Raw genomic sequence first — 19,984 nt, forward strand, 5'->3', positions numbered from 1 at the left:
GCTAAAATTGCGTGATGTAATAGTCTCTTACATGAAAAATATTGTAGCAAATAAGGCGGGGAAATGTATATTTGAAATATGTTCAGGAAGTTTATCCCTTTAGTTTTATTCTTATTAGTTAGCCACCTTGCATGGTCTCAACAATATAATTACCGTTTTCATTCGTATGATGAAGAAGATGGACTGCCATCACAAGAAATTAATTCAATTATTGAAGACTCTTATGGATTTTTATGGATTGGTACCAATGGTGGTTTATGCCGATTTGATGCCTATGAATTCAAAACATTTCCATTAACAAAAAACGACTCACTAACAGATTCGGCAATAAGAATCAACGTATTACTTGCTGTATCAGATAGTATTATTTTAGTAGGAGCTGATGAGGGTCTATTTTCATTCAATATAGATACAGAAGAAAGCATTTTACTAGCTGATACTTTATATGTTGAAGCTCTGGAAAAAACAAATAACCTGCTTTATGTAGGTACTGATCAAGGAGTTGTAAAGCACAACCTGACTAGTAAAACCTCTGAGCAACTAACTTTATCCGCAGGTGAAAAAGTACCAGGAGTTTTTCAACTTCTGGTTGATAGCAAAGAAAGGCTATGGATTGCGACTATTGGCCAGGGTCTTATTAAGTATGAAAACAATAGAATTACTCAATATAACACAGCGAACAATTCCGGTATTTCTTCTGATGTATTGCGTGATTTGGTGGAACTACCTGATGGCAAAATAGCTATTGGCACCGAGGATGATGGCCTAAATATCTTGAATCCGGAAACGGAGGAGTTTGTTAACTTTACTAGAAAAGATAATGATAAATACTCATTATCAAGCAGTTCTGCCTACTCATTATTGGTAGATGATCTGGATCAACTCTGGATAGGCACATGGGCTCATGGACTCAATCTATTGGATAAAAAGTCTCAGAATGTTTTTCATCGCTTTACGGCCAATAACGATGATCCTTATAGTATTCCGAATAATTTCATAAAATGCCTTTACCAAAGTTCAGATGGTACAATATGGATGGGCTCCGCTGGTGATGGATTAGGGCGTTTTCATGCGAATGAGCAAAAAATAATTCGTTTTAGACATGATAATAGTGACGAAAATTCGATAACCACCAATAATGTGAAGTCTGTTTACGAGGATGAGAAAGGCAATATTTGGATTGGCACCAGCCAGTCTGGATTAAACAAGTATACTCCTTCAGAAGACAAATTTAAAACTTATTTAGCGTCTGATGGCACCAGAGATGCCATGGCCAGGGGTACAATCTGGTCTATCTCACCTGGGAAAGACAACGCGCTATGGCTTGGTACCTCCAGAGGTATTGGTAAGCTCAACACTCAAACTGAGGAAATTGAATTTATTGCGCCTTCTAAGGAAGGTTTGCTAGGAAATAATGTACTAAAAGTTCTAGATGATGGTCAAGGCAATCTTTGGGCAGGTTCTTGGTATGGAGGCCTTAATAAAATGAATATTGCAACTGGAAAATTTGAGCAATACACCCATAATCCTGAAAACCCTTCATCAATTGCTTCCAATAATGTAAATGATATTCACCAAGCCAGCAACGGAAGTATTTGGGTTGCTACTTCTTCCTCATTAAGCAAGCTATTGAATGATGGTAAATCATTTAAGAACTTCCCTTACATCACCTTGATGATTGCTGAAGATAATGAGCAAAATCTCTGGCTATCCACGTCTAAAGGTCTCGCAAAATTAATTCACGGTACAGACTCACTCTACTTTTTCACAAATAGAGATGGCTTAACAACAACAAAGGTTAGCTCCATATTAATAGCGGAAAATGGAAATCTCTGGCTTGGGTCTGATACTGGAATTGACATTTATCATCCTGAAAAAGGTTTATTGAAACACCTCGATAGAAATGACGGCTTAGCAGGCAATAGCTGCTTATCTAGGGCATGTTTTAAGAGCAAATCAGGAAATTTTTATTTTGGAGGAAGCGAGGGATTATCATTAATCGATCCTGAAAAAATTGATTTTGTAAGAACCAAGCCTAAACTGCAGTACACAGGCCTTTTATTATTTAATGAGCCCGTTGGTATTAGCGATTCAACTTTCCTATATAAAGGTGTGCATGCGCAAGATCGGGTTATCTTCAATTACAAAGATTATATTTTTGCTTTTGAATTTGCGGCATTAGATTTTAACAGATCTGAACAAGTAAACTATCAATATCAGCTGACTGGCTTTGATAATGCATGGATTAGCACAAGCGCCAAAAACAGGAAGGCTGTTTACACTAATGTTCCCCCTGGTGATTATACGCTTAAAGTTAGGGCAGAGGCTTTTGGACAGGTCCCGATGGTAGAAAATGCCATAAAAATTTCAATTACTCCACCATGGTGGGAAACTTGGTGGGCTCAATCGCTATTTTATGGAATGCTGCTGCTTGTCATTGTAGCTATATTTCAAATTAGGGTAGCGGTAATAAAGAAGCAAAAAAAAGTGCTGGAGCAACAAGTTCTTTATCGGACTGCTGAAATAGAAAACCAGAAAGAGGAAATAGAGCAGCAGGCTAGCCAGCTACAACTGTTAAATGAACAAAAAGATAAGCTATTTTCTATGGTTTCTCATGACATGAGAAACCCACTTGCCACTCTGAAAGGAACTGTTATGTTGCTTGACCCTAAAATTCTAAGAGAAGAGGATTTAGCCAATATCAAGAAGGATATAGGGGATAAAATTGAAGGCTTAAGTGCTGTAATTATCAATTTGTTAGATTGGTCTAAAAGTCAACTATCAGGTGAAACCACTGTGCCTGAACCATTTAATCTGAAGGTTATAGGTCAGCAAATGCTTGAATTATTTGCAGATCCTGCTCAAAAGAAAGGCATTGAAGTATTAAATAATTTCCCTAAAGAAATCCGTCTTTTTGCAGATGTAAATCAGGTAAGAACCATATTTAGAAACTTAATAGGTAATGCGCTCAAGTTTTCCGAATCAGGAGATACAATTGAGCTTAATGTTAAGATTGATAATGATATGGCCATTATTGAGGTGAAGGATACTGGTCTAGGAATGGATCAGAATAAAATCAATAGTCTCTTTTCATTAGAAACGAATATTTCCACCCCTGGCACTTCTGGAGAAAAAGGTGTTGGACTTGGTACTTTGCTTATTAAAGAATTCGTAGAAAAAAATAGTGGGAAGGTATGGGTTGATAGTAAAGAAGGCCAAGGCACAAGTGTGTTTTTTACACTTAAATTGTTTAATGAGGAATTATCATAATAGAATTTATGGTATTCATATTTAAATTAAGCAGACTTCCTTTCCCCTTCTTTTAAGGAGTTACTCAAATCGAGCAATAAATCTATCACCTGTTCTGATTTAGCACTATTTTTTAAGAAAGTAGAGTTAACAACCTGGCCTGAATAGCCATTGAATGCAATTCGAGCAAGGGTTTTATGTGATTTGATTTCATAAATCAATACCTCATAGATGGAAATATCTACACCATTGTGATAGCCGGTTCCCATTTTCCAGCTAAGCCCGCTATTATCCGTTATTAGGTAATTTAGCAAATCAACTACAGTGTCTTTATCTATGGCCATGGTATTAAGTGTCTGATTTCTTATAATTTATAAAAAACTAGATTCAAATGCTATTGTTGGCTAGCTGAATTAATAACTGAACTTATTAAATCATCTAAATAAAGTCTCAAATCATTTAAGACTTCAGTCTTACCATTTATGAAGTCTCAAATCATAATATAAGGCGCAAAAGGCTTAATGACCGGTTACCTTAGTTTCATCTTTCACCCAAATGCTAGCCAATGGTGAAACAAAAATGCAAAACACTTAAAAAAAGAAATAATGAAAACTTTATTGATGACAATGCTCTTTGCTACCAATATAGCAATGGCACAAACCGAAAACATTCAAATAGCCGCTGGCAAATCTGCCGAGTTGAGCTATAAAGAATTTGCCGAATATGATGTACAGCTGAAAAATAAAACCGGAAAAGGCATAAAAGTAGCTGTTCTTAATCCTGAAACCAACGAACAAATAAAAGGCTTTGGCTTAGGGCCTACGGGCAAAGTAGTGGTGGATGTTCCCGCTGGCACTATACTTAAATTAACAAATAACAATTTGGTTGAAGCCAACATCGATCTAAAGTTTGTTGAGAAAGAATCTGATAATAGGTCAGAAAGAGAAAAGCCCACAGTAAGTTTTACGCTTTATAATTCCTCACTCAGATCTGTCCCTTTAATTATTCCCAGCGTGATGAACCCAAACTTGTCTCCTCTTTCCAGCAGTGGTGTAGGTCTAAAAATGGGACAGAAGATTTACTACAAAAAAGGAGGTAAACGAAAGTTATTGCTTATTGTAGATAAAAATATTAAGCAGGGCGATAAAATTGATGTGCCTCGTTTAATCAAACAACTCGAAAAAGATTCGTAATTTAAAATGATGCATCAAGATTCCTGAACTTCACCAAATAGTAGGTAAAGTGAAGGAATCTTCTTTAACAAACCAATGTCGCTCTATACTACACCACTTCAACTAGGTTACTTTTTCAGCTTGTTACTGTGGCTGCTCTTCCTTATAAGAGGTTACAGAGAACAGCGCAACTCAGATAGCTTTCTGGGGTGGATTATGTTCATCCTGGCGATGGAATTACAAGATTATACTTTCGGTTTCGCGGGTATAAACTTTTTATGGAATGAAATGAATGGCTTTCCCAGGAGTGTAGGTTTGTTATTTGGGCCTGTTGTTTATTTCTATTTCAAGTCGCAGGTTAACCGATCCTTTAAACTTAAAAAGCACCATTTTTGGCATTTTGCACCTTATTTGATTTACATCAGCTATGACTTATTCTTCTTTTTGCAAGGACCGGAAGGCGTTCAGCAAAAGATTGGTTCTACTCATAACCTGATCTTATCTTATGTTTATCACTTTGCGGTGTGGGGCTCTTATGTCTTTTATCTCACTAAATGTCTCAATATTTACAAAGCTTATAGAAAATGGAGCCTCAGCCAGTTTAGTAATGAGGATTTAATAAGCTTCCGATGGTTCAGAAACTTTATCTATGCCATGATTTTTTGGTTAGTCTGTCGTGAGATTATGGGTGTTTTGGATGGTATTTACCAGCTCGATTTCTACCAGGACTGGTGGTGGAATTTGGCCCTGGTTGCGGTAGTTTTTTACATTGGCTTGACGGGCTATTCACAAGCACAGCCTGCTAAAATCAGTTTTGAAACAGATGTTTCTCAGGAAGCAATGCTCGCTAAAAACGAGCCCATTAATACAAGCTCACAAACCAGTAGCTTAGATAAGAGTGAATTGGCTCATACACTTCAGAAGTTGATGCAAAGTGATAGGTTATACCTTCAGGCTGATTTAAGCTTGCAGGAATTGGCTCAGCATTTAGATGTAAACACAGTACATCTTTCAGCAACCATCAATCATGTTTTGCATAAGAATTTTAACGATTACATCAATGAGCTCAGAATTGAAGAATTTATCAAACTGTTTAAGTCTGATAAAGGCAGGCAGTTCACCATGCTTTCCATAGCGCTTGATTCAGGTTTCAACTCTAAGGCAACTTTCAACAGGGCATTCAAGAAAATAAAAGGTTGTTCGCCAAAGGAATACCTTAGTAAATCCTAATATCCTACATTGCCGTTGTCCATATCGGAAAAAATAAGCCATTTATCACCTTCTTTTTTCAAGGTTAAAGTGAATTTACCAGTGTCAGCTCCGTTTTCATTTCCCTTATAACCACCAATGATATAGGCTATATCACCTTCAACAGCATAAGCATAAGCCGATAAAAATAAAGGTCCACCGGAACCTTTGTACTTTTTAGTAATAGCGTCCTTTCCTCTTACCGGAGGCTTAGCTGGTGACATGACAAAGCCATCTGCAGTAAATAAGCTTGCCAGCCCCTGAGCATCAAAATTACGCCAATGCGATTCATAATTGCGTAGTACAATTTCTAAATCATCTGGTAAATCTATGGCTTCAATTGGTGTTGTGTCTTGTGCTTTGAGTGTAGTTGCTAAAGCACATGAAATCATTAAACCAAAAATAAACTTAATTCCTTTCATACTATTTATAGTAATGGTTTCATTCCTTATTACAGAAGTATTTAATTTACCAAATAATAAACAATTAGCAATAATGAAAAAACTATTAGCCTTTACCTCCATAATCCTTATCAGCTCTAATCTTTTGATAGCGCAAGATGTTCAGTTTTACCATAACGATGAGGGTGAAAAGCATCTGATTGGGGAATATTCTGTAGAATATCTTAAGCAAGACACTACCTATTCACATTGGTTCAATGAGGGTTATGCCGATTTCCAATTAAAAGAAAAAGATTACAACTGGGCTGAAAACTTAAAGGATGATACCGTTGAAATTTATATGGGTACCTGGTGTGGCGATAGCCAGGAATGGGTACCGCGTTTCGTAAAACTCTGGGATGAACTTGGCCTGGATCGTGAACAATTAAAATTTACTGCTTTATATGGTTCGGGTGATAATTATAAACAAGGCCCTAATGGTGAAGAGAAAGGATTGAATATTCATCGCGTTCCAACCTTCATCTTTAAAGAAGATGGAAAGGAATATGCCAGAATTGTAGAATCTCCAAGCACTGATTTATTAACTGATGTAGCACAAATTGCATCGGGTTATCCTTCAGCTCCTAACTATGCTGGTGCAACTTATATGCTTAATTTATTTGATGAAAAAAGCATGGAAGAGATCTATAAAGATATGAACAATGTTTGGCGAACACTTTACTATAAAGTGGGTCGATATGCTGAGCTAAACACGCTAGGGAACGTTCTATATGCTGCAGGACAGAAAGATCAGGCACTATTCGCATTTAATTTAAACACAGCCTATTACCCTGGTAACTGGCGTGTTCAGGAGCGTTTCGCTGAATTACTGGCAGAAATGGAAGATTACGAGAATGCAATAATTTTCTATGAGAAAGTAGTTCAACTGAACCCTGAAAACGAAGAAGCCAAATTAGAACTCGAAAGAATAAAGAAACTACAAGCTGAAAAAGAAGAAACAAAAAAGGATGCTGATTAAGCATCCTTTTTTAACCCAACTATTCTCCCGTCCTATTTATATCTTAGCATTTAACGAGGCCCATCCGCCACCATTCACTACATTTTCGTATCCTTTTGCTTCCAGAATACCTTTTGCACGGCCACTGCGCATGCCTGAAGCACAGCAGGTAATAACAGGTTTCTGCTTATCCTTCAATTTGCTCAAATTTCTTTCTAGCGTATCAAGTGGAATGTTTATGGATCCCTTTATATGACCTCCACTATATTCTCCCGGAGTTCGCACATCTACTATAATAGCACCTTCATCAACTAGAGCCTTATAATCTACACTTTTTATACCTAATAAATCTTTTAGAAAATTCATAACTCGTTCTTTTTTACGTAAATGTAAGCAGTTCTAGTTGGCTAAAAGTAACAATTGTTACCTAGCTCAATGCGGCAGGTGATTTCTTAGCAGACCATAACAATAAGTACCCAAAAGGGCTGATAAGATCATTAAAATAGCCACATTAACTCCATTACCTACTAAAATGAAAAGTGGTCCGGGGCATGCTCCGGTAAGTGCCCAGCCAAAACCAAAGATTAACCCTCCAATGGTATACCTGGCCCAGCTAAATTTTTTAGGAGGCATGTGAATAGGTTCTCCTGCTAACGTTTTAATATTAAAGTATTTGATGACTTGAAGACCTATTATTCCAATTACAACGGCTGAGCCAATCACTCCATACATGTGAAATGCATCAAACTGAAACATCTCAAAAATTCTATACCACGAAATAACCTCAGCTTTGGTTAGCGTGATTCCAAATATGATACCTACTACTAAGTATTTAAAAAATTTAAGCATAAATCAGCAATCAAAGATTTAAAAGATAAGGCATTACGAAATGTGTGATTAATAAACCTCCGGCAAAGAAGCTAATAGTAGCCAGTAAAGAAGCTTTTTGTAAATCACTTAGTCCTGTAATGGCATGCCCTGAAGTACAGCCGCCTCCATATCGGGTGCCGAAACCTACCAGAAAACCACCCAATACAATGAAGATGAATCCTTGCAAACTCAACACATTACTCCAGTTAAATACTTCTGAAGGAAGTAACTCATCAGCTTGTACATAAATATCATAGGAGGCCAACTTTTCCGCAGTAGTTTCTGCTATTTGAATAAGTTGATTATCACTCATAAACTCATGTGCTATAAACCCGCCTATTATTAAACCTAAAGCAAACACCAAATTCCAGCCTTGCTGTTTCCAATCATAATCGAAATAATCGCAACTTTTGCCTCCACCAAGTATCGAACACATGGTTCTTAAGTTGGATGACAGTCCAAAAGTTTTTCCAAACAATATTAAAGACAACATTACTACCGCTATCAACGGCCCCGCTACATACCAGGGCCAGGGCTGATTAATCCATTCTATAAAACTACTCCACATATTTATTTTAGTTATCACCCTATTAAATGTAACTACATATAATTTTGTTGCGCTTATGTAGGATATTAATGACTTTTGTCTTTAACAGAACAATTCAATGGAAAAACAATGAGTTGTAAAAAGCCTTTATGCTGCTAACAGTCCGTATTTTGCCTTGTTCTACGAACAGATTACCTTATATTCGCTCTTCTGAAAAATTAATAATAAAAATATGTTTAGATCCGAAACTTATAAAAATAGACGAGCTCAGCTGAGCAAAGATGTGAATGAAGGTATCATCCTATTGCTGGGCAATACGGAAAGCAGTATGAACTTTGCCGACAACCATTACCACTTTGTTCAGGATAGTTCTTTCCGCTATTTTTTCGGACTGATAAATCCTGATATTGCAGGTATCATAGATTGTGACAGTGGAGAGGAAATGCTCTTTGGCGATGATCTTACCATTGATCAAATTGTATGGACAGGTTTTCAGCCTACCATGAAAGAATTAGCTGAGCAAGTAGGTATAGACAAAACTGCCCCTTTTGCCAAATTAGCCGAACTAGTGCAGAAAGCTTTGGCAGATGGCAGAACCGTACACTACCTCCCACCATATCGTGCTACGCAAAGGATTACCTTATCTAACTTAACTAATCAAGCAGTCAGCAAAGTTGACGAGGGAGCCTCAGTAAAACTGATTAAGGCTATAGTGAAGCAAAGAAATATTAAAACCACTGAGGAAATTGAAGAACTAGAAAAAGCAGTTGACATCACCGCTCAAATGCACATTGCTGCGATGCAGCATACCCGTCCTGGTATGAAGGAATATGAGGTAGGTGCCATTGTGCAAAATACGGCTAAGATGCATGGCGCTGAGCTGAGCTTCCCAATGATTATTACAAAAGATGGACAAACACTACATAACCATTATCAAGGAAACACCCTGAAGTCAGGTGATTTATTGCTTTGCGATAGCGGTGCCCAGGCAGTTTCTGGCTACTGCGGTGACATGACTAGGACTTTCCCTGTTGATAAAAAGTTCACCAGTCGACAGGCAGAGCTTTATCAAATCGCTTTAGATGCTCATGAAGCAGCTATCAAAGAACTTGCTCCGGGCAAGAGATTCAAAGACATCCATTTACTTGCCGGAAAAACCATTTTTGAAGGATTGAAAGCTGTGGGATTAACTAAAGGCGATACTGAAAGCGCTGTAGCAGCAGGAGCTCATACCATGTTCATGCAAACTGGTCTGGGACATATGATGGGGATGGATGTACATGACATGGAGAACCTAGGTGAGCCTTATGTGGGCTATACTGACGAACTGAAGAAATCAACTGAATTTGGCTTGAAGTCTTTACGTTTGGGTAAAGCATTAGAAGCAGGAAATGTAATCACTGTGGAACCTGGTATCTACATCATCCCACAGCTGATAGATCTTTGGAAAAGTGAGAAGAAATATGAAGAATTCATCAATTATGATGAGCTAGAGAAATATAAAGACTTTGGTGGTATCAGAATTGAAGAGGATTTTGTGATAACTGATGAGGGTGCAAAAATGCTTGGCAGACAAGTACCTAAAACCATTGCTGATGTAGAAAATACCAGAGCTTAATTAGATAATGTAAAGTAACTGGTAATTGCGAGGAACAAAGTAATCTTTTGATTGCTTATAGAATTAAAACAAAGATTGCCTGCGCTGCGCTCGCAATAACCAGGAAAAAATTCAATTTCATAAAAAAAAGGCTAGCTGAATCATTCAGCTAGCCTTTTTCATTTGAGGATAAAGTTTACTTTATTTCAACGTAGTAGGACAAACATAATCGGTGGTAGGAATATCCGTTTGGCTAATGGCTTTGAAACCACCGGCTACATCTACCAAATTGTGAAAACCTCTTGATTTTAAGATAGAGGCAGCAATCATAGAACGATAACCGCCTGCACAATGCAAGTGATAGGTTTTATCTTCCTCCAGTTTTTCCATTTCTTCATTGATGTAATCTAAAGGATGATTTACCGCATCTTCTACATGCTCAGCACTAAATTCTGATGGCTTACGTACATCTACAACATGTAAATCACCTTTCTTTAATTCATCAGCAAATGCTGTTGCAGGAATAGATTTTACAGCATCCGTTTCTTTTCCGGCTGCTTTCCAGGCATCAATGCCTCCTTTAAGGAAACCTAAAGTATTGTCATAGCCCACACGAGATAAGCGTGTCACCACTTCTTCTTCTCTGCCTTCGTCAGCAAGGAAGATGATCGGCTGCTGCAAATCCGGAATTAAAGCACCTACCCAAGGAGCGAAACCACCATCAATACCAATAAATATTGAGTTAGGAATATGCGCCTGAGCAAAATCCTTTTGGTTTCTGGTATCCAATACCAAGGCACCTTCATGGTTGGCATAAGCCTCAAAAGTATCTACATCCAAAGCAACTTTACCTTTAGCCAAAATATCATCTAATCCATGGGTATCTGCCGATTTGTTCATAGCCACATTAGCTGCAAAATATTGCGGAGGTGGCAACAAACCATCTGTCACTTCTTTGATGAATTCTTCCTTGGTCATATCAGCACGAAGTGCATAATTCGTCTTTTTCTGATTGCCTAATGAATCGGTAGTTTCTTTGCTCATGTTTTTGCCACAAGCTGAACCTGCACCATGTGCAGGATACACGGTTACCTCATCAGGAAGTGTCATGATTTTATTTCTAAGACTATCATATAGCATGCCTGCCAAATCATCCTGTGTGATGTCACCTTTTTGAGCAAGGTCTGGTCTACCTACATCACCAATAAATAAAGTATCACCACTGAAAATGGCTTCCTCTTTACCTTCCTCATTTATAAGTAAATAAGTGGTACTTTCCAATGTATGACCAGGCGTGTGAAGTACTCTTATTTTAATTTTACCGATGTTAAATTCTTCTCCATCTTTTGCCTCATAGCTTTCGAATTCAGTCTTTGCCGTTGGTCCATAAACAATGGTGGCACCGGTTTTCTTCGCTAAATCAACATGTCCGGAAACAAAGTCCGCATGGAAGTGCGTCTCAAAAATATATTTTATGGTAGCACCTCTTTTCTGCGCTCTTTCTATATAAGGAGCACTTTCACGAAGTGGATCCACAATGGCTACTTCACCATCACTTTCTATATAGTAAGCTCCCTGCGCCAGACATCCTGTATATATTTGTTCAATATGCATAACAATGATTTTTTATTCTTGGTAAAACTAACGTGGCTGCTGCCTTATTGACGTAACAATTGTTACAATCTTATAACAGCCTCATGCAAGCTCAAATTTAAAGTATTTCAATTTTATTTCTATGCTGCTCAATTTTTTCCTCCTTCTCCAGCTTTTTGAGCACACGTGAAATCACTACCCTGGAGGTATTCAATTCATCTGCAATTTGTTGATGCGTTTTATTGATTTCGTAAGAGCCACTGGCCTGCTTTTTATCGAGTAGATATTTATACACACGCTCATCGAGGTGCATAAAAACCATGCTGTCGAGGGTGGTGAGTAGTTCATCAAAACGCATTTGGTATGAACGCATCACAAACCTTCTGAACGAGGGATATTTCTGCATCCAGCTGTCAAGGTAGGCGGTAGGCATCATCCAGAGGACGGAATCTTCTTCTGCCACTACATGAAAGGCACTTTTCTTTTGTTCAATACAACAGGTGATAGACATGGCACAGGTTTGTCCTCCTTCCAAATAATAGAGAAATACCTCATTACCGTTTTCGTCATGCCTCATCACTCTTAAAATACCTGTGATAACAATTGGCATTTCACTGGCATTCTGATTAGGGCTCACTACATTTGCTCCTGCCTTAACTTTCTTTAGCCTTCCTAATGTGGCTATTTCATCAATTAGAGGCTGCTCCTGAATGATTCCTGATAGTGTATCTTTTATATTAAAATTAGTTTCTGACATAAATTAAATAAATTGCCAATAATCCATACTTACTGATGGCCGAAAGGTTTGATGCAAATAACAGAAAAATTAATCAAAGTACCCTGATATGAAGGCAAGTCGTATCGATTTATCAACTTATAAGAGAAAGGAACATTTTGAGTTTTTTAGTCAATTTGATGAACCCTTCTTCGGCATGGCTGCCAATGTAAACTGTACCGAGGCCTACCGCTTTTGCAAGCAACAGAACTGCTCTTTTTATGCTTTTTATACGCATGTTATTGCTAAAGCCATCAATAAAATAGAGGCGCTTCGTACCAGAATTATTGAGGAGGAGTTATGGTTATTAGAAGAAACACACGTTTCAGCTACAGTGCTTCGCGAAGATGAAACTTTCGCCTTTTCAAGAATACCCTATCATAAAGACTTCAGTATTTTTCAGGAAAATATGCAGAGGGAAATTGAGCAGGTAAAGCAAACCGAAGGACTTAATTTAGTAGTTAATGAGGCCGATGTGTTCCATTACTCTAGCGTGCCTTGGGTGCAATTTACAGCTATATCACATGCCAGAAAATTTAAAACTGACGACAGCATACCTAAACTTTCGGTAGGTAAAATGCTGGAAGAAGGAAGTGAAAAACTGCTTCCAATTTCCATACATGTAAACCATGCTGTTGTTGACGGGCTACAAGTAGGTCAGTTTTTTGAGAAGTGTGAAGCCTATTTTAAAATTGAATAAGCTGTTCAGCCTGTTCTGCTAATAACTCATTGTAAAGATCATCGGTAATTTCTTCTCCGTCAAAATTAGATTCTATTCTGGCCAGTTTAGGCTTTAGTGCCAGCACATGCATACCTAAATAATTGAAGATATCAGTCATATGGCTCAAGGCTAAACCACCGCCTTGTACGCCAGAAGAAATACCTACTAAAGCACATTTCTTATTCCTGAAGCTGTTAGGATATTCCAGTCCGTCAATAAAGGCTTTTAGTACACCAGGGAAAGAACCATTGTATTCGGGGATGATGAAAACAAATTTCTCTGAAGAACTTATCTGCTCTCTGAAAGGATTGAATTCGTCATTCTTTCCGGAATTTTCATAGAGTGCTGAAACCGTAAAGTCTGCAGGTAGTTCCGCCAAATCAATAACAGAAGCTTTATAGCCCTTCTTACTGAGTAAATCATGGTAAAGAGCTGCCACTCTGGATGATACTGAATTCTTTCGGTTAGTACCTGCTACTATCGTTATCATAGAATGATTTTTCTGTTGATGGCTTAAAAATAAATGTCATCCTGCCTCCGCATAAGTAGGGAAACAGGATGACAAATTTAGAATTAAATAATCCTTATGTAAAGAATTGGATTTATTTAGTAGAAAGTAATAAGTCTACTTTGAAATCGTCATAGATCATTTTATCACCTAATCCGTCAAAGAAAGAACCTGATCCGTAGCGGATATCCCACTTTGTTCTGTCTAAATCGAAATTAGCAGTAGCATTTACTTTACCGCCTACCATACTTACTGTAGCAGGGAAAGTAACTTTATTGGTTTTTCCTTTAATGGTTAAATCACCCGAGATGAAGTGTGTAGCATCAGTAGCCTCACTTTTATCAACTGAAGTGATTGTAAAAGTAGCAGTAGGGTGCTTTTCTACGCTGAAGAAATCATCAGAGCGTAAATGGCCCATTAGTTTACCTTTCATATCGCCACTTAAATCTTCTACATCAATAGTAGTCATATCAATTACGAATGAACCACCAGTAATCTGATCGCCATCAACTTCTAAACCACCTGATTTGATTTTCACGGTTCCGTTGTGCTGCCCTGTAACTTTTTCACCTACCCAGGCAATTCTGCTGGCAGCGGTATCAACTGCTAATTCTTTTCTTACAATTGTAAATGCCGATAAAACTACAGCAAGTGCTAATCCGATTGTTAAAAGTGTTTTTTTCATTATTTCTTTTGGTTTTAGATTTTACATGTACCTACATGTAATTGTATGCAAACTTAAAAACAAAAATTAGGTTACAAAAAGTCGGAAATAATTTTTGAGGATTCATAATATCCCATCAAATTGAAGTAAAATTGAAATGATGCAAGTAAGTTTATCACAAATACAAGAAGCAGTAAGCTTTATACAAAGTAAAACCAATACAAAACCGGAGGTAGGTATTATACTGGGCACAGGCCTGGGTGCCTTGGTAGATGATATAGAAATTGAAGCCTCCATCAGCTATTCGGACATCCCTAACTTCCCTGTTTCAACAGTGGAAACCCATTCCGGCAAATTGATTTTCGGTAAACTTAGCGGTAAGCAGATAGTGGCCATGCAGGGTAGGTTTCATTACTATGAAGGCTATAACATGCAGCAGGTGGTTATGCCGGTACGTGTAATGAGGCTTTTAGGCATTGAAAAGTTATTCATTTCCAATGCTGCCGGAGGTTTGAACAAAGGCTTTGAAACCAGCGACCTGATGATTATACAAGATCATATCAACCTTTTTCCGGAGAACCCTTTACGCGGCCCTAACCTGGATACTTTTGGCGGACGTTTTCCTGATATGTGGGAAGCTTATGATCCTAAATTGATTGAGCTGGCCAAAGAAGTAGCTGAGGAAAAAGGTATTGACATTAAAGAAGGTGTTTATGCCGGTGTGCCCGGCCCTAACCTGGAAACACCAGCCGAATACCGTTACCTTGAAAAAATTGGTGCCGATGCCGTGGGCATGAGTACCATACCTGAAAACATAGCTGCCCGCCATATAGATATCCCCGTTTTTGCGGTTTCGGTAATTACCGATTTATGCTATCCTGGGAAATTAAAGAAGGTTTCCATTCCTGATATTATTGGAGCAGCCATGAAAGCCGAGCCAAAGATGACGGAGGTATTTAAAGGCTTACTGGAGAAGCTATAATTGGATTATATAGTCAAATTGTTTAGCTTAAACTGATGTTAAACTCCAACCGATATAGAGCTTCTCTGCTAAACGACAACAATCGTTTACAAATGCTTACAATCGGTTATTCAAATAATATAAGCCGGATATAACAACTTTGGTTGCTATATTCGGGTATTGTAGCACATATGTTAAACCGAAAAAAGTTAAATAAGAAATGACTAAAAGCGTAATTAATGTTGGTCCGATGAAAAGCCTGAATAGCCTAAGTCTGTACTTGGCTCCTCAATTGGACGAATTACGTAATAGTTATATTGAAGGAAGAGGAGCTATTCCAGTTTGGGATCTTAGAAATATTCCCCCCAAAGGAGTCAGCATTGCAGCTTTAACTTCTTTTTTATCTATTTCCAAAAAGATCAGAGACTTCATTGGAACACCAATTGAGATTTTAATCCATTGGCAACCTGAATTTCAAGGATTTCTGTCTGACATTGGATTTGTTCAGATAGCTAGAGAATTTGACCTATATAACTGGCAAGGAATGCTTGGGGGGCACAAAACAGGTAAGACAAATCCAAAAACAAGGATTTTTTACTATAGTGATCTCCCAAATATTGATAGATCAAATAATGAACAACTTATTGAATGGAAAGATAGAAAACGACAAGAAATAAAGCACTCTATAGCTCTTCGGTTAAGTAATTTGTTCAACACTAAAATTTTTCATGAAAGTTGGAGCAATAATCTTGAAAGCGTTTTGACAATTACTGGATCAGAGCTTATTGTTAATTCGCTACTACATGGGAATGACATTGCTTTCGTAGGAGTACAAAGAAGTTCTAGAGGCATTACTACTGCAATTTGTGATTCGGGAATTGGCTTTCCAAAATCCATGAAATCCAATTATGAATGGCTAAAAGACAAACCTCCATTATCTCATACAAAGGCTATTATTCTGGCTTCTCTATTAAGTAAAAATAAAATTGGTCTTTACCGGGCAATTGATGACGTGCTAGCAACAGGTGGTTACGTTAATATGTCATCTTATGACACAGAAGTTCGTTGGGAGAATCATTTATGGAATCAAGCCAAAGAACTTAAAATTCAATTTGATGGGAAAATTGTGGATATAAGCTCACTTGGCAAGCCACTAAGAGGATATAAGGCACTAGAAGAAATATATCAGGGCTATTACAAGGAGTATGACGCTTTCCTTGTCGGTTCAAGAGTTGCATTCGAAATCCCGTTTGTCATATGATTCTTGAAACGAAAAATAACGATATAACCTTTGTAGGTAGCAGGTATATATTCACAAGAATGCAGGTTCTGATATGGTGTTCCAGTGGCACAAACCTACTCCATAGTGTGGAAAAAAAGGCTGGTGATCTACTTGCCCATTTAATTACTGATTTTGTTGAAGACAAAACTATAGTGATAAACTTCGCAGGTATTGTCAACATCGATGACCATGCACTGGATGATGTTTTTGTCGCTTTATCAAAAATTGGAAGACAATTAATAATAATTAACGGCTACCATCTTCTAAGTATAATTGACCGACTTAAAAAGGATTATGATATAACTATTACCTCTAATTCTTCAGAAGATTGGATTTCACTAGGAAAACAAAATCAAGTTTTATTACAAGAGATTAGCGAAGAGAGGAAAACTCTCAAAGCTGATTTTATTAAAGAATCAATTAAAAAAACCTTTATAAAATTTGATTCGAAAAGACGTCTGCATTCCACACCTATCCTAGCGAACGGAGAATACAATTCAAACTTGATCATTTCTGAAATTAAGAAGTTTATGTGGATGTGCTTTTTCATGGCCGATAGAATTCAAGAGCTTTTGGACACTTATAAGCTAACTAATGTTAAGCTACTTACTGCAAGTTTAAGAGGTGCCCCGTTTGCTGCTATGATTGGTCTGATTAAAAAACTTGAATATGAAACAATTGATCATTTTGGCCCTAAGCATAAGGTGTTTGATATTGAATTCTTAAATCGCATAGAGAAAGGAACAAATTACATTTATATAGGTGACTTCTGCTTTGGAGGAACAGAAATAAAGATTGCCAAAACCTATACAGAAATGAAATCCTCTAAACTATGCCACGCACTAGTTTTAGGTAATCTAATTGACTCAGTCTATTTCAAAGATGAGTTTGAACTAATGTCTTTACAAAGTCTTGAGGGACTCAATCCTGATGCCGAATTCACTCTTTTATAAGTATGCTAAAATCTATTCTACATATCACCGATCTTCATCTCAATAACTTTGGCGGAACTGATGAGCACCTAAGAAAAAGATATTATAAAGAGTTCTTAGATGGTCTTGTTAAATGCATCACAGATTCAAACCAGAAAGTTGACATTATTGTCATTTCTGGTGATTTTGTAGATAAGGGAAAAACAGACAACTTTCAATATGTTTCTGAAATCGTTGAATATATCGGTCTAAAGCTAAATGTTGAGAAATCAAACATTTGTGCTTGTATTGGAAATCATGATTATGAGTATAAGAAAGAAAAATCTGATGGATCAAATAGCAGTGAACTTAGAATACCTTACAAAGACTTTTCAATTCAATATACTGCAACAGTAATTGTCTCAAATGACCGTGCTTGTTTAGAAAAATTGGATTCTGAAATTTATTATTTGTCACTAGATTCAACTTTAGGGTCTCACCTACCAGATCGAAAAGGGAAACCGGGAAATATTTCCGAAGAAGAAGTGGATATAATAGTGAATGATATTTTAAGAGAAAACATCCCAGAAAATAGTATTCTATTAATCGGATGTCACTATCCCATTGAGGTTTTTCCTAACAGTTTGGGCGGGGTTTCAGAAGAAAATTGGAGTGACAAACATCAGTGGAGCCAAGCTGGATTCTTAAGATCTAGAATTAACAATATCCCAGGTGTATTAAAGATATGGTTCTTTGGCGATACTCATTTTCCAGATCATCTTTTCTATGAGAGTGCTCTCTTTGTAATGACTGGGAGGTTTGGTGGCAGTACAAATTCCGAAAGTCAACTAAGCAGGCAATGCAAGGTTGTAAACATAGATGAAGGCTCTAATATTAAAAATATTGCTACATATAACTTCAGAATGACTACCCATGAGGATTCTGCAATGAACGGATATTGGTCTTCTGAAGTATCAGAAATTCGTACGATCCAAACATCTAAGAATGATCGAGAGGTTCCAGTAACTAAAACTCCAATTGCTCCAACGATCAATTTTGATGATATTGACAAAATAAGTGATACGATTGAAAAGAAAATTATTGAAAGAATTAAGAATCTTGACCTTTACAGCTTTGGTCGTTTTAAAACTAGTAATGATAATACTTCTTTAGGTTGGATTTCAATCAACCAGCTTCTAAATGAACAAAAAATACTGTCAAGTATTGTCAGTAAATCCGTCTCTAGGATTGAGAACTTATTAAATCATTCCGTATCCGAGACTGCAATAATTGGATTAGATTTTTGGGGAGCAATAATTGGAAGTCAAGTTTCTGTTCGAACTGGAATTAAGCATTTTTGTTTAGCTACTAGAGGCCATGGTCAATACCACTCAAATTTAGAGATCAAAAACACACTGCTTGAGGAAATAATACCTAACCTTAAAAGCATTGTAGTATTTATTGATGTTATTTCTTCAGGTAGTACGGTAAACAAAACCATTGAAGCAATCAAACAATTGAATGGTATTATTGAATTTCATCTAATCTCAGTCATTTCTAATAATAATCAACTTAAATCCGAATTTTCGAGAAACTTAAACTCTAAAGGTACATTTTGCCTTGATCTAAAAATCCCAGTATTGAACAATATAGAATTACCAGATGAGGATATACTACCTCCGAACATAGATTTTAGCATTAAAAGCGAATAATATACGTGCTACAACAAACACTAAAAATGAATATGCGAACAGCACCTTTTGATATGACAATCCGAACAAGAAAGTTAAGTGCTTCTAGCCATAGTGGCGCATACTCATTTTAGTTGGGCATTAACATTAATGTGGTCATAAATGAGCAATCCTGATTTAGTCTTCTCACAAAAGGGTTATCCAGATATCAAAGTCTATGAAGGTCATTTTGAGATTAAAGAATCCGATATTAATATATATAAAAGGTATAATTACAATGAAATTGAAAAAGTACGACACTACAACCCAAATAAAAATTTTTGGATGCAACTATATATAGCAACAAGTTTGATAGGTAGACTTTTTTCTCATGACGACCCATGGTATTTTAAGATATATAAAAAAAATGGTGCAGAATGGACCTATAAGACACCTCCCGAAAGAAATTCTAAATTTGATTCAATTATTAAAGAATTAAAAACAAGAATTAAATAGTCAAAATAAACTAATGCCAACATAATGTAAAACCTATTCGCTCCGCATTTCATAGGAAACTCAGCAGTAATGAGCTAGCAATTTATCTTTCACTTTGTGTCAACTTCATTAACGGCCGGATGTGGCATTGTAGGGTTAAACAGCTTTTAAGGTAATTCAATCAATTCAATTTCATGCCATCATCAGGCGGACATTCAGGTTTTATGAAGGCCGTTGGCGGTTATTAGAAAACCAGCCACAAATAAAGCCCCATCCTTTAAAATTTAAATAAATTTATTGCGCAAGTGAAAACTTGCACTTAT

20 protein-coding genes are annotated in these 19,984 nt (G+C 37.0%); 11 read left to right on the forward strand and 9 right to left on the reverse strand.

Annotation, left to right across the window (positions count from 1 at the left end; all coding sequences use genetic code 11):
• Window positions 1-78: 78 nt before the first annotated feature.
• A complete protein-coding gene (locus JKP34_RS06555) occupies window positions 79-3,270 on the forward strand; it encodes a ligand-binding sensor domain-containing protein (RefSeq protein ID WP_201918920.1) in 3,192 nt (1,063 codons plus the stop codon).
• Window positions 3,271-3,296: 26 nt separating this feature from the next.
• On the opposite strand, the gene JKP34_RS06560 is transcribed toward JKP34_RS06555, so the two are convergent.
• Window positions 3,297-3,593, reverse strand: a complete 297-nt coding sequence (locus JKP34_RS06560) for a hypothetical protein (RefSeq protein WP_201918921.1) — start codon at window positions 3,591-3,593, stop codon at window positions 3,297-3,299.
• 261 nt (window positions 3,594-3,854) lie between these two features.
• Between JKP34_RS06560 and JKP34_RS06565 the strand changes: the two genes are divergently transcribed.
• Together JKP34_RS06565 and JKP34_RS06570 are read left to right on the forward strand one after the other, a co-directional pair.
• Window positions 3,855-4,442 (forward strand): hypothetical protein, encoded by a 588-nt coding sequence (locus JKP34_RS06565; protein WP_201918922.1) that lies wholly within the window; start codon window positions 3,855-3,857, stop codon window positions 4,440-4,442.
• 75 nt (window positions 4,443-4,517) lie between these two features.
• Window positions 4,518-5,651, forward strand: a complete 1,134-nt coding sequence (locus JKP34_RS06570) for a helix-turn-helix domain-containing protein (RefSeq protein ID WP_201918923.1) — start codon at window positions 4,518-4,520, stop codon at window positions 5,649-5,651.
• On the opposite strand, the gene JKP34_RS06575 is transcribed toward JKP34_RS06570, so the two are convergent.
• Window positions 5,648-6,091, reverse strand: a complete 444-nt coding sequence (locus JKP34_RS06575; RefSeq protein ID WP_201918924.1) for a YybH family protein — start codon at window positions 6,089-6,091, stop codon at window positions 5,648-5,650. The two genes, JKP34_RS06570 and JKP34_RS06575, sit on opposite strands and share 4 nt — an antisense overlap.
• Window positions 6,092-6,164: 73 nt before the next feature.
• On the opposite strand from JKP34_RS06575, the gene JKP34_RS06580 reads away from it, so the two are divergent.
• Window positions 6,165-7,088: a hypothetical protein gene (locus JKP34_RS06580; protein ID WP_201918925.1), complete on the forward strand. Its 924-nt coding sequence runs from the start codon at window positions 6,165-6,167 to the stop codon at window positions 7,086-7,088.
• A gap of 36 nt (window positions 7,089-7,124) precedes the next feature.
• Here JKP34_RS06580 and JKP34_RS06585 read toward each other — a convergent pair whose 3' ends face one another.
• The 3 genes from JKP34_RS06585 to JKP34_RS06595 form a co-directional block, all read right to left on the reverse strand.
• Entirely contained in the window at window positions 7,125-7,433 is a 309-nt protein-coding gene (locus JKP34_RS06585) for a rhodanese-like domain-containing protein (RefSeq protein ID WP_201918926.1), read from the reverse strand.
• A gap of 66 nt (window positions 7,434-7,499) precedes the next feature.
• The gene (locus JKP34_RS06590) at window positions 7,500-7,916 is read right to left on the reverse strand and encodes a YeeE/YedE family protein (RefSeq protein WP_201918928.1); all 417 of its coding nucleotides are present in this window, start codon (window positions 7,914-7,916) and stop codon (window positions 7,500-7,502) included.
• Window positions 7,917-7,926: 10 nt separating this feature from the next.
• Complete coding sequence (locus tag JKP34_RS06595) at window positions 7,927-8,505, reverse strand: YeeE/YedE family protein (RefSeq protein WP_201918930.1); 579 nt, start codon at window positions 8,503-8,505, stop codon at window positions 7,927-7,929.
• Window positions 8,506-8,716: 211 nt separating this feature from the next.
• Here JKP34_RS06595 and JKP34_RS06600 point away from each other — a divergent pair, with 211 nt between their 5' ends.
• Window positions 8,717-10,102, forward strand: a complete 1,386-nt coding sequence (locus JKP34_RS06600; RefSeq protein ID WP_201918932.1) for an aminopeptidase P family protein — start codon at window positions 8,717-8,719, stop codon at window positions 10,100-10,102.
• A 180-nt stretch (window positions 10,103-10,282) separates the two neighbouring features.
• On the opposite strand, the gene JKP34_RS06605 is transcribed toward JKP34_RS06600, so the two are convergent.
• Window positions 10,283-11,695: an MBL fold metallo-hydrolase gene (locus JKP34_RS06605; RefSeq protein ID WP_201918934.1), complete on the reverse strand. Its 1,413-nt coding sequence runs from the start codon at window positions 11,693-11,695 to the stop codon at window positions 10,283-10,285.
• A 97-nt stretch (window positions 11,696-11,792) separates the two neighbouring features.
• A complete protein-coding gene (locus tag JKP34_RS06610) occupies window positions 11,793-12,431 on the reverse strand; it encodes a Crp/Fnr family transcriptional regulator (RefSeq protein ID WP_201918935.1) in 639 nt (212 codons plus the stop codon).
• 88 nt (window positions 12,432-12,519) lie between these two features.
• Between JKP34_RS06610 and JKP34_RS06615 the strand changes: the two genes are divergently transcribed.
• Window positions 12,520-13,149: a CatA-like O-acetyltransferase gene (locus tag JKP34_RS06615; RefSeq protein WP_201918936.1), complete on the forward strand. Its 630-nt coding sequence runs from the start codon at window positions 12,520-12,522 to the stop codon at window positions 13,147-13,149.
• Here the strand turns inward: JKP34_RS06615 and JKP34_RS06620 are convergent.
• Both JKP34_RS06620 and JKP34_RS06625 read right to left on the reverse strand, forming a co-directional pair.
• Window positions 13,136-13,660 carry an NADPH-dependent FMN reductase gene (locus tag JKP34_RS06620; RefSeq protein ID WP_201918937.1) on the reverse strand — a complete coding sequence of 175 codons (525 nt, stop codon included), beginning with the start codon at window positions 13,658-13,660 and terminating at the stop codon, window positions 13,136-13,138. The genes JKP34_RS06615 and JKP34_RS06620 overlap by 14 nt on opposite strands.
• 112 nt (window positions 13,661-13,772) lie before the next feature.
• Window positions 13,773-14,363 carry a YceI family protein gene (locus JKP34_RS06625; RefSeq protein WP_201918938.1) on the reverse strand — a complete coding sequence of 197 codons (591 nt, stop codon included), beginning with the start codon at window positions 14,361-14,363 and terminating at the stop codon, window positions 13,773-13,775.
• A gap of 139 nt (window positions 14,364-14,502) precedes the next feature.
• Here JKP34_RS06625 and JKP34_RS06630 point away from each other — a divergent pair, with 139 nt between their 5' ends.
• The 5 genes from JKP34_RS06630 to JKP34_RS06650 all read left to right on the forward strand — a co-directional run bounded on the left by JKP34_RS06630 (window position 14,503) and on the right by JKP34_RS06650 (window position 19,682).
• Window positions 14,503-15,324, forward strand: a complete 822-nt coding sequence (locus JKP34_RS06630) for a purine-nucleoside phosphorylase (protein WP_201919344.1) — start codon at window positions 14,503-14,505, stop codon at window positions 15,322-15,324.
• 199 nt (window positions 15,325-15,523) lie between these two features.
• A complete protein-coding gene (locus JKP34_RS06635; protein ID WP_201918939.1) occupies window positions 15,524-16,564 on the forward strand; it encodes a hypothetical protein in 1,041 nt (346 codons plus the stop codon).
• Window positions 16,565-16,671: 107 nt separating this feature from the next.
• Window positions 16,672-17,538, forward strand: coding sequence for a hypothetical protein (locus JKP34_RS06640; RefSeq protein ID WP_201918941.1), 867 nt, complete (start codon window positions 16,672-16,674; stop codon window positions 17,536-17,538).
• A gap of 2 nt (window positions 17,539-17,540) precedes the next feature.
• Window positions 17,541-19,208 (forward strand): metallophosphoesterase family protein, encoded by a 1,668-nt coding sequence (locus tag JKP34_RS06645; RefSeq protein WP_201918943.1) that lies wholly within the window; start codon window positions 17,541-17,543, stop codon window positions 19,206-19,208.
• Window positions 19,209-19,349: 141 nt separating this feature from the next.
• A complete protein-coding gene (locus JKP34_RS06650; RefSeq protein ID WP_201918945.1) occupies window positions 19,350-19,682 on the forward strand; it encodes a hypothetical protein in 333 nt (110 codons plus the stop codon).
• Window positions 19,683-19,984 lie beyond the last annotated feature (302 nt).

This window comes from Marivirga atlantica (assembly GCF_016734805.1).
Taxonomy (GTDB): Bacteria; Bacteroidota; Bacteroidia; order Cytophagales; family Cyclobacteriaceae; genus Marivirga; species Marivirga atlantica.

Excerpts from the sequence above, each read along its gene's own strand:
- JKP34_RS06555 (WP_201918920.1), top strand. The coding sequence starts at position 79 with ATGTTCAGGAAGTTTATCCCTTTAGTTTTATTCTTATTAGTTAGCCAC.
- JKP34_RS06560 (WP_201918921.1), bottom strand. The coding sequence starts at position 3,593 with ATGGCCATAGATAAAGACACTGTAGTTGATTTGCTAAATTACCTAATA.
- JKP34_RS06565 (WP_201918922.1), top strand. The coding sequence starts at position 3,855 with ATGAAAACTTTATTGATGACAATGCTCTTTGCTACCAATATAGCAATG.
- JKP34_RS06570 (WP_201918923.1), top strand. The coding sequence starts at position 4,518 with ATGTCGCTCTATACTACACCACTTCAACTAGGTTACTTTTTCAGCTTG.
- JKP34_RS06575 (WP_201918924.1), bottom strand. The coding sequence starts at position 6,091 with ATGAAAGGAATTAAGTTTATTTTTGGTTTAATGATTTCATGTGCTTTA.
- JKP34_RS06580 (WP_201918925.1), top strand. The coding sequence starts at position 6,165 with ATGAAAAAACTATTAGCCTTTACCTCCATAATCCTTATCAGCTCTAAT.
- JKP34_RS06585 (WP_201918926.1), bottom strand. The coding sequence starts at position 7,433 with ATGAATTTTCTAAAAGATTTATTAGGTATAAAAAGTGTAGATTATAAG.
- JKP34_RS06590 (WP_201918928.1), bottom strand. The coding sequence starts at position 7,916 with ATGCTTAAATTTTTTAAATACTTAGTAGTAGGTATCATATTTGGAATC.
- JKP34_RS06595 (WP_201918930.1), bottom strand. The coding sequence starts at position 8,505 with ATGTGGAGTAGTTTTATAGAATGGATTAATCAGCCCTGGCCCTGGTAT.
- JKP34_RS06600 (WP_201918932.1), top strand. The coding sequence starts at position 8,717 with ATGTTTAGATCCGAAACTTATAAAAATAGACGAGCTCAGCTGAGCAAA.
- JKP34_RS06605 (WP_201918934.1), bottom strand. The coding sequence starts at position 11,695 with ATGCATATTGAACAAATATATACAGGATGTCTGGCGCAGGGAGCTTAC.
- JKP34_RS06610 (WP_201918935.1), bottom strand. The coding sequence starts at position 12,431 with ATGTCAGAAACTAATTTTAATATAAAAGATACACTATCAGGAATCATT.
- JKP34_RS06615 (WP_201918936.1), top strand. The coding sequence starts at position 12,520 with ATGAAGGCAAGTCGTATCGATTTATCAACTTATAAGAGAAAGGAACAT.
- JKP34_RS06620 (WP_201918937.1), bottom strand. The coding sequence starts at position 13,660 with ATGATAACGATAGTAGCAGGTACTAACCGAAAGAATTCAGTATCATCC.
- JKP34_RS06625 (WP_201918938.1), bottom strand. The coding sequence starts at position 14,363 with ATGAAAAAAACACTTTTAACAATCGGATTAGCACTTGCTGTAGTTTTA.
- JKP34_RS06630 (WP_201919344.1), top strand. The coding sequence starts at position 14,503 with ATGCAAGTAAGTTTATCACAAATACAAGAAGCAGTAAGCTTTATACAA.
- JKP34_RS06635 (WP_201918939.1), top strand. The coding sequence starts at position 15,524 with ATGACTAAAAGCGTAATTAATGTTGGTCCGATGAAAAGCCTGAATAGC.
- JKP34_RS06645 (WP_201918943.1), top strand. The coding sequence starts at position 17,541 with ATGCTAAAATCTATTCTACATATCACCGATCTTCATCTCAATAACTTT.
- JKP34_RS06650 (WP_201918945.1), top strand. The coding sequence starts at position 19,350 with ATGAGCAATCCTGATTTAGTCTTCTCACAAAAGGGTTATCCAGATATC.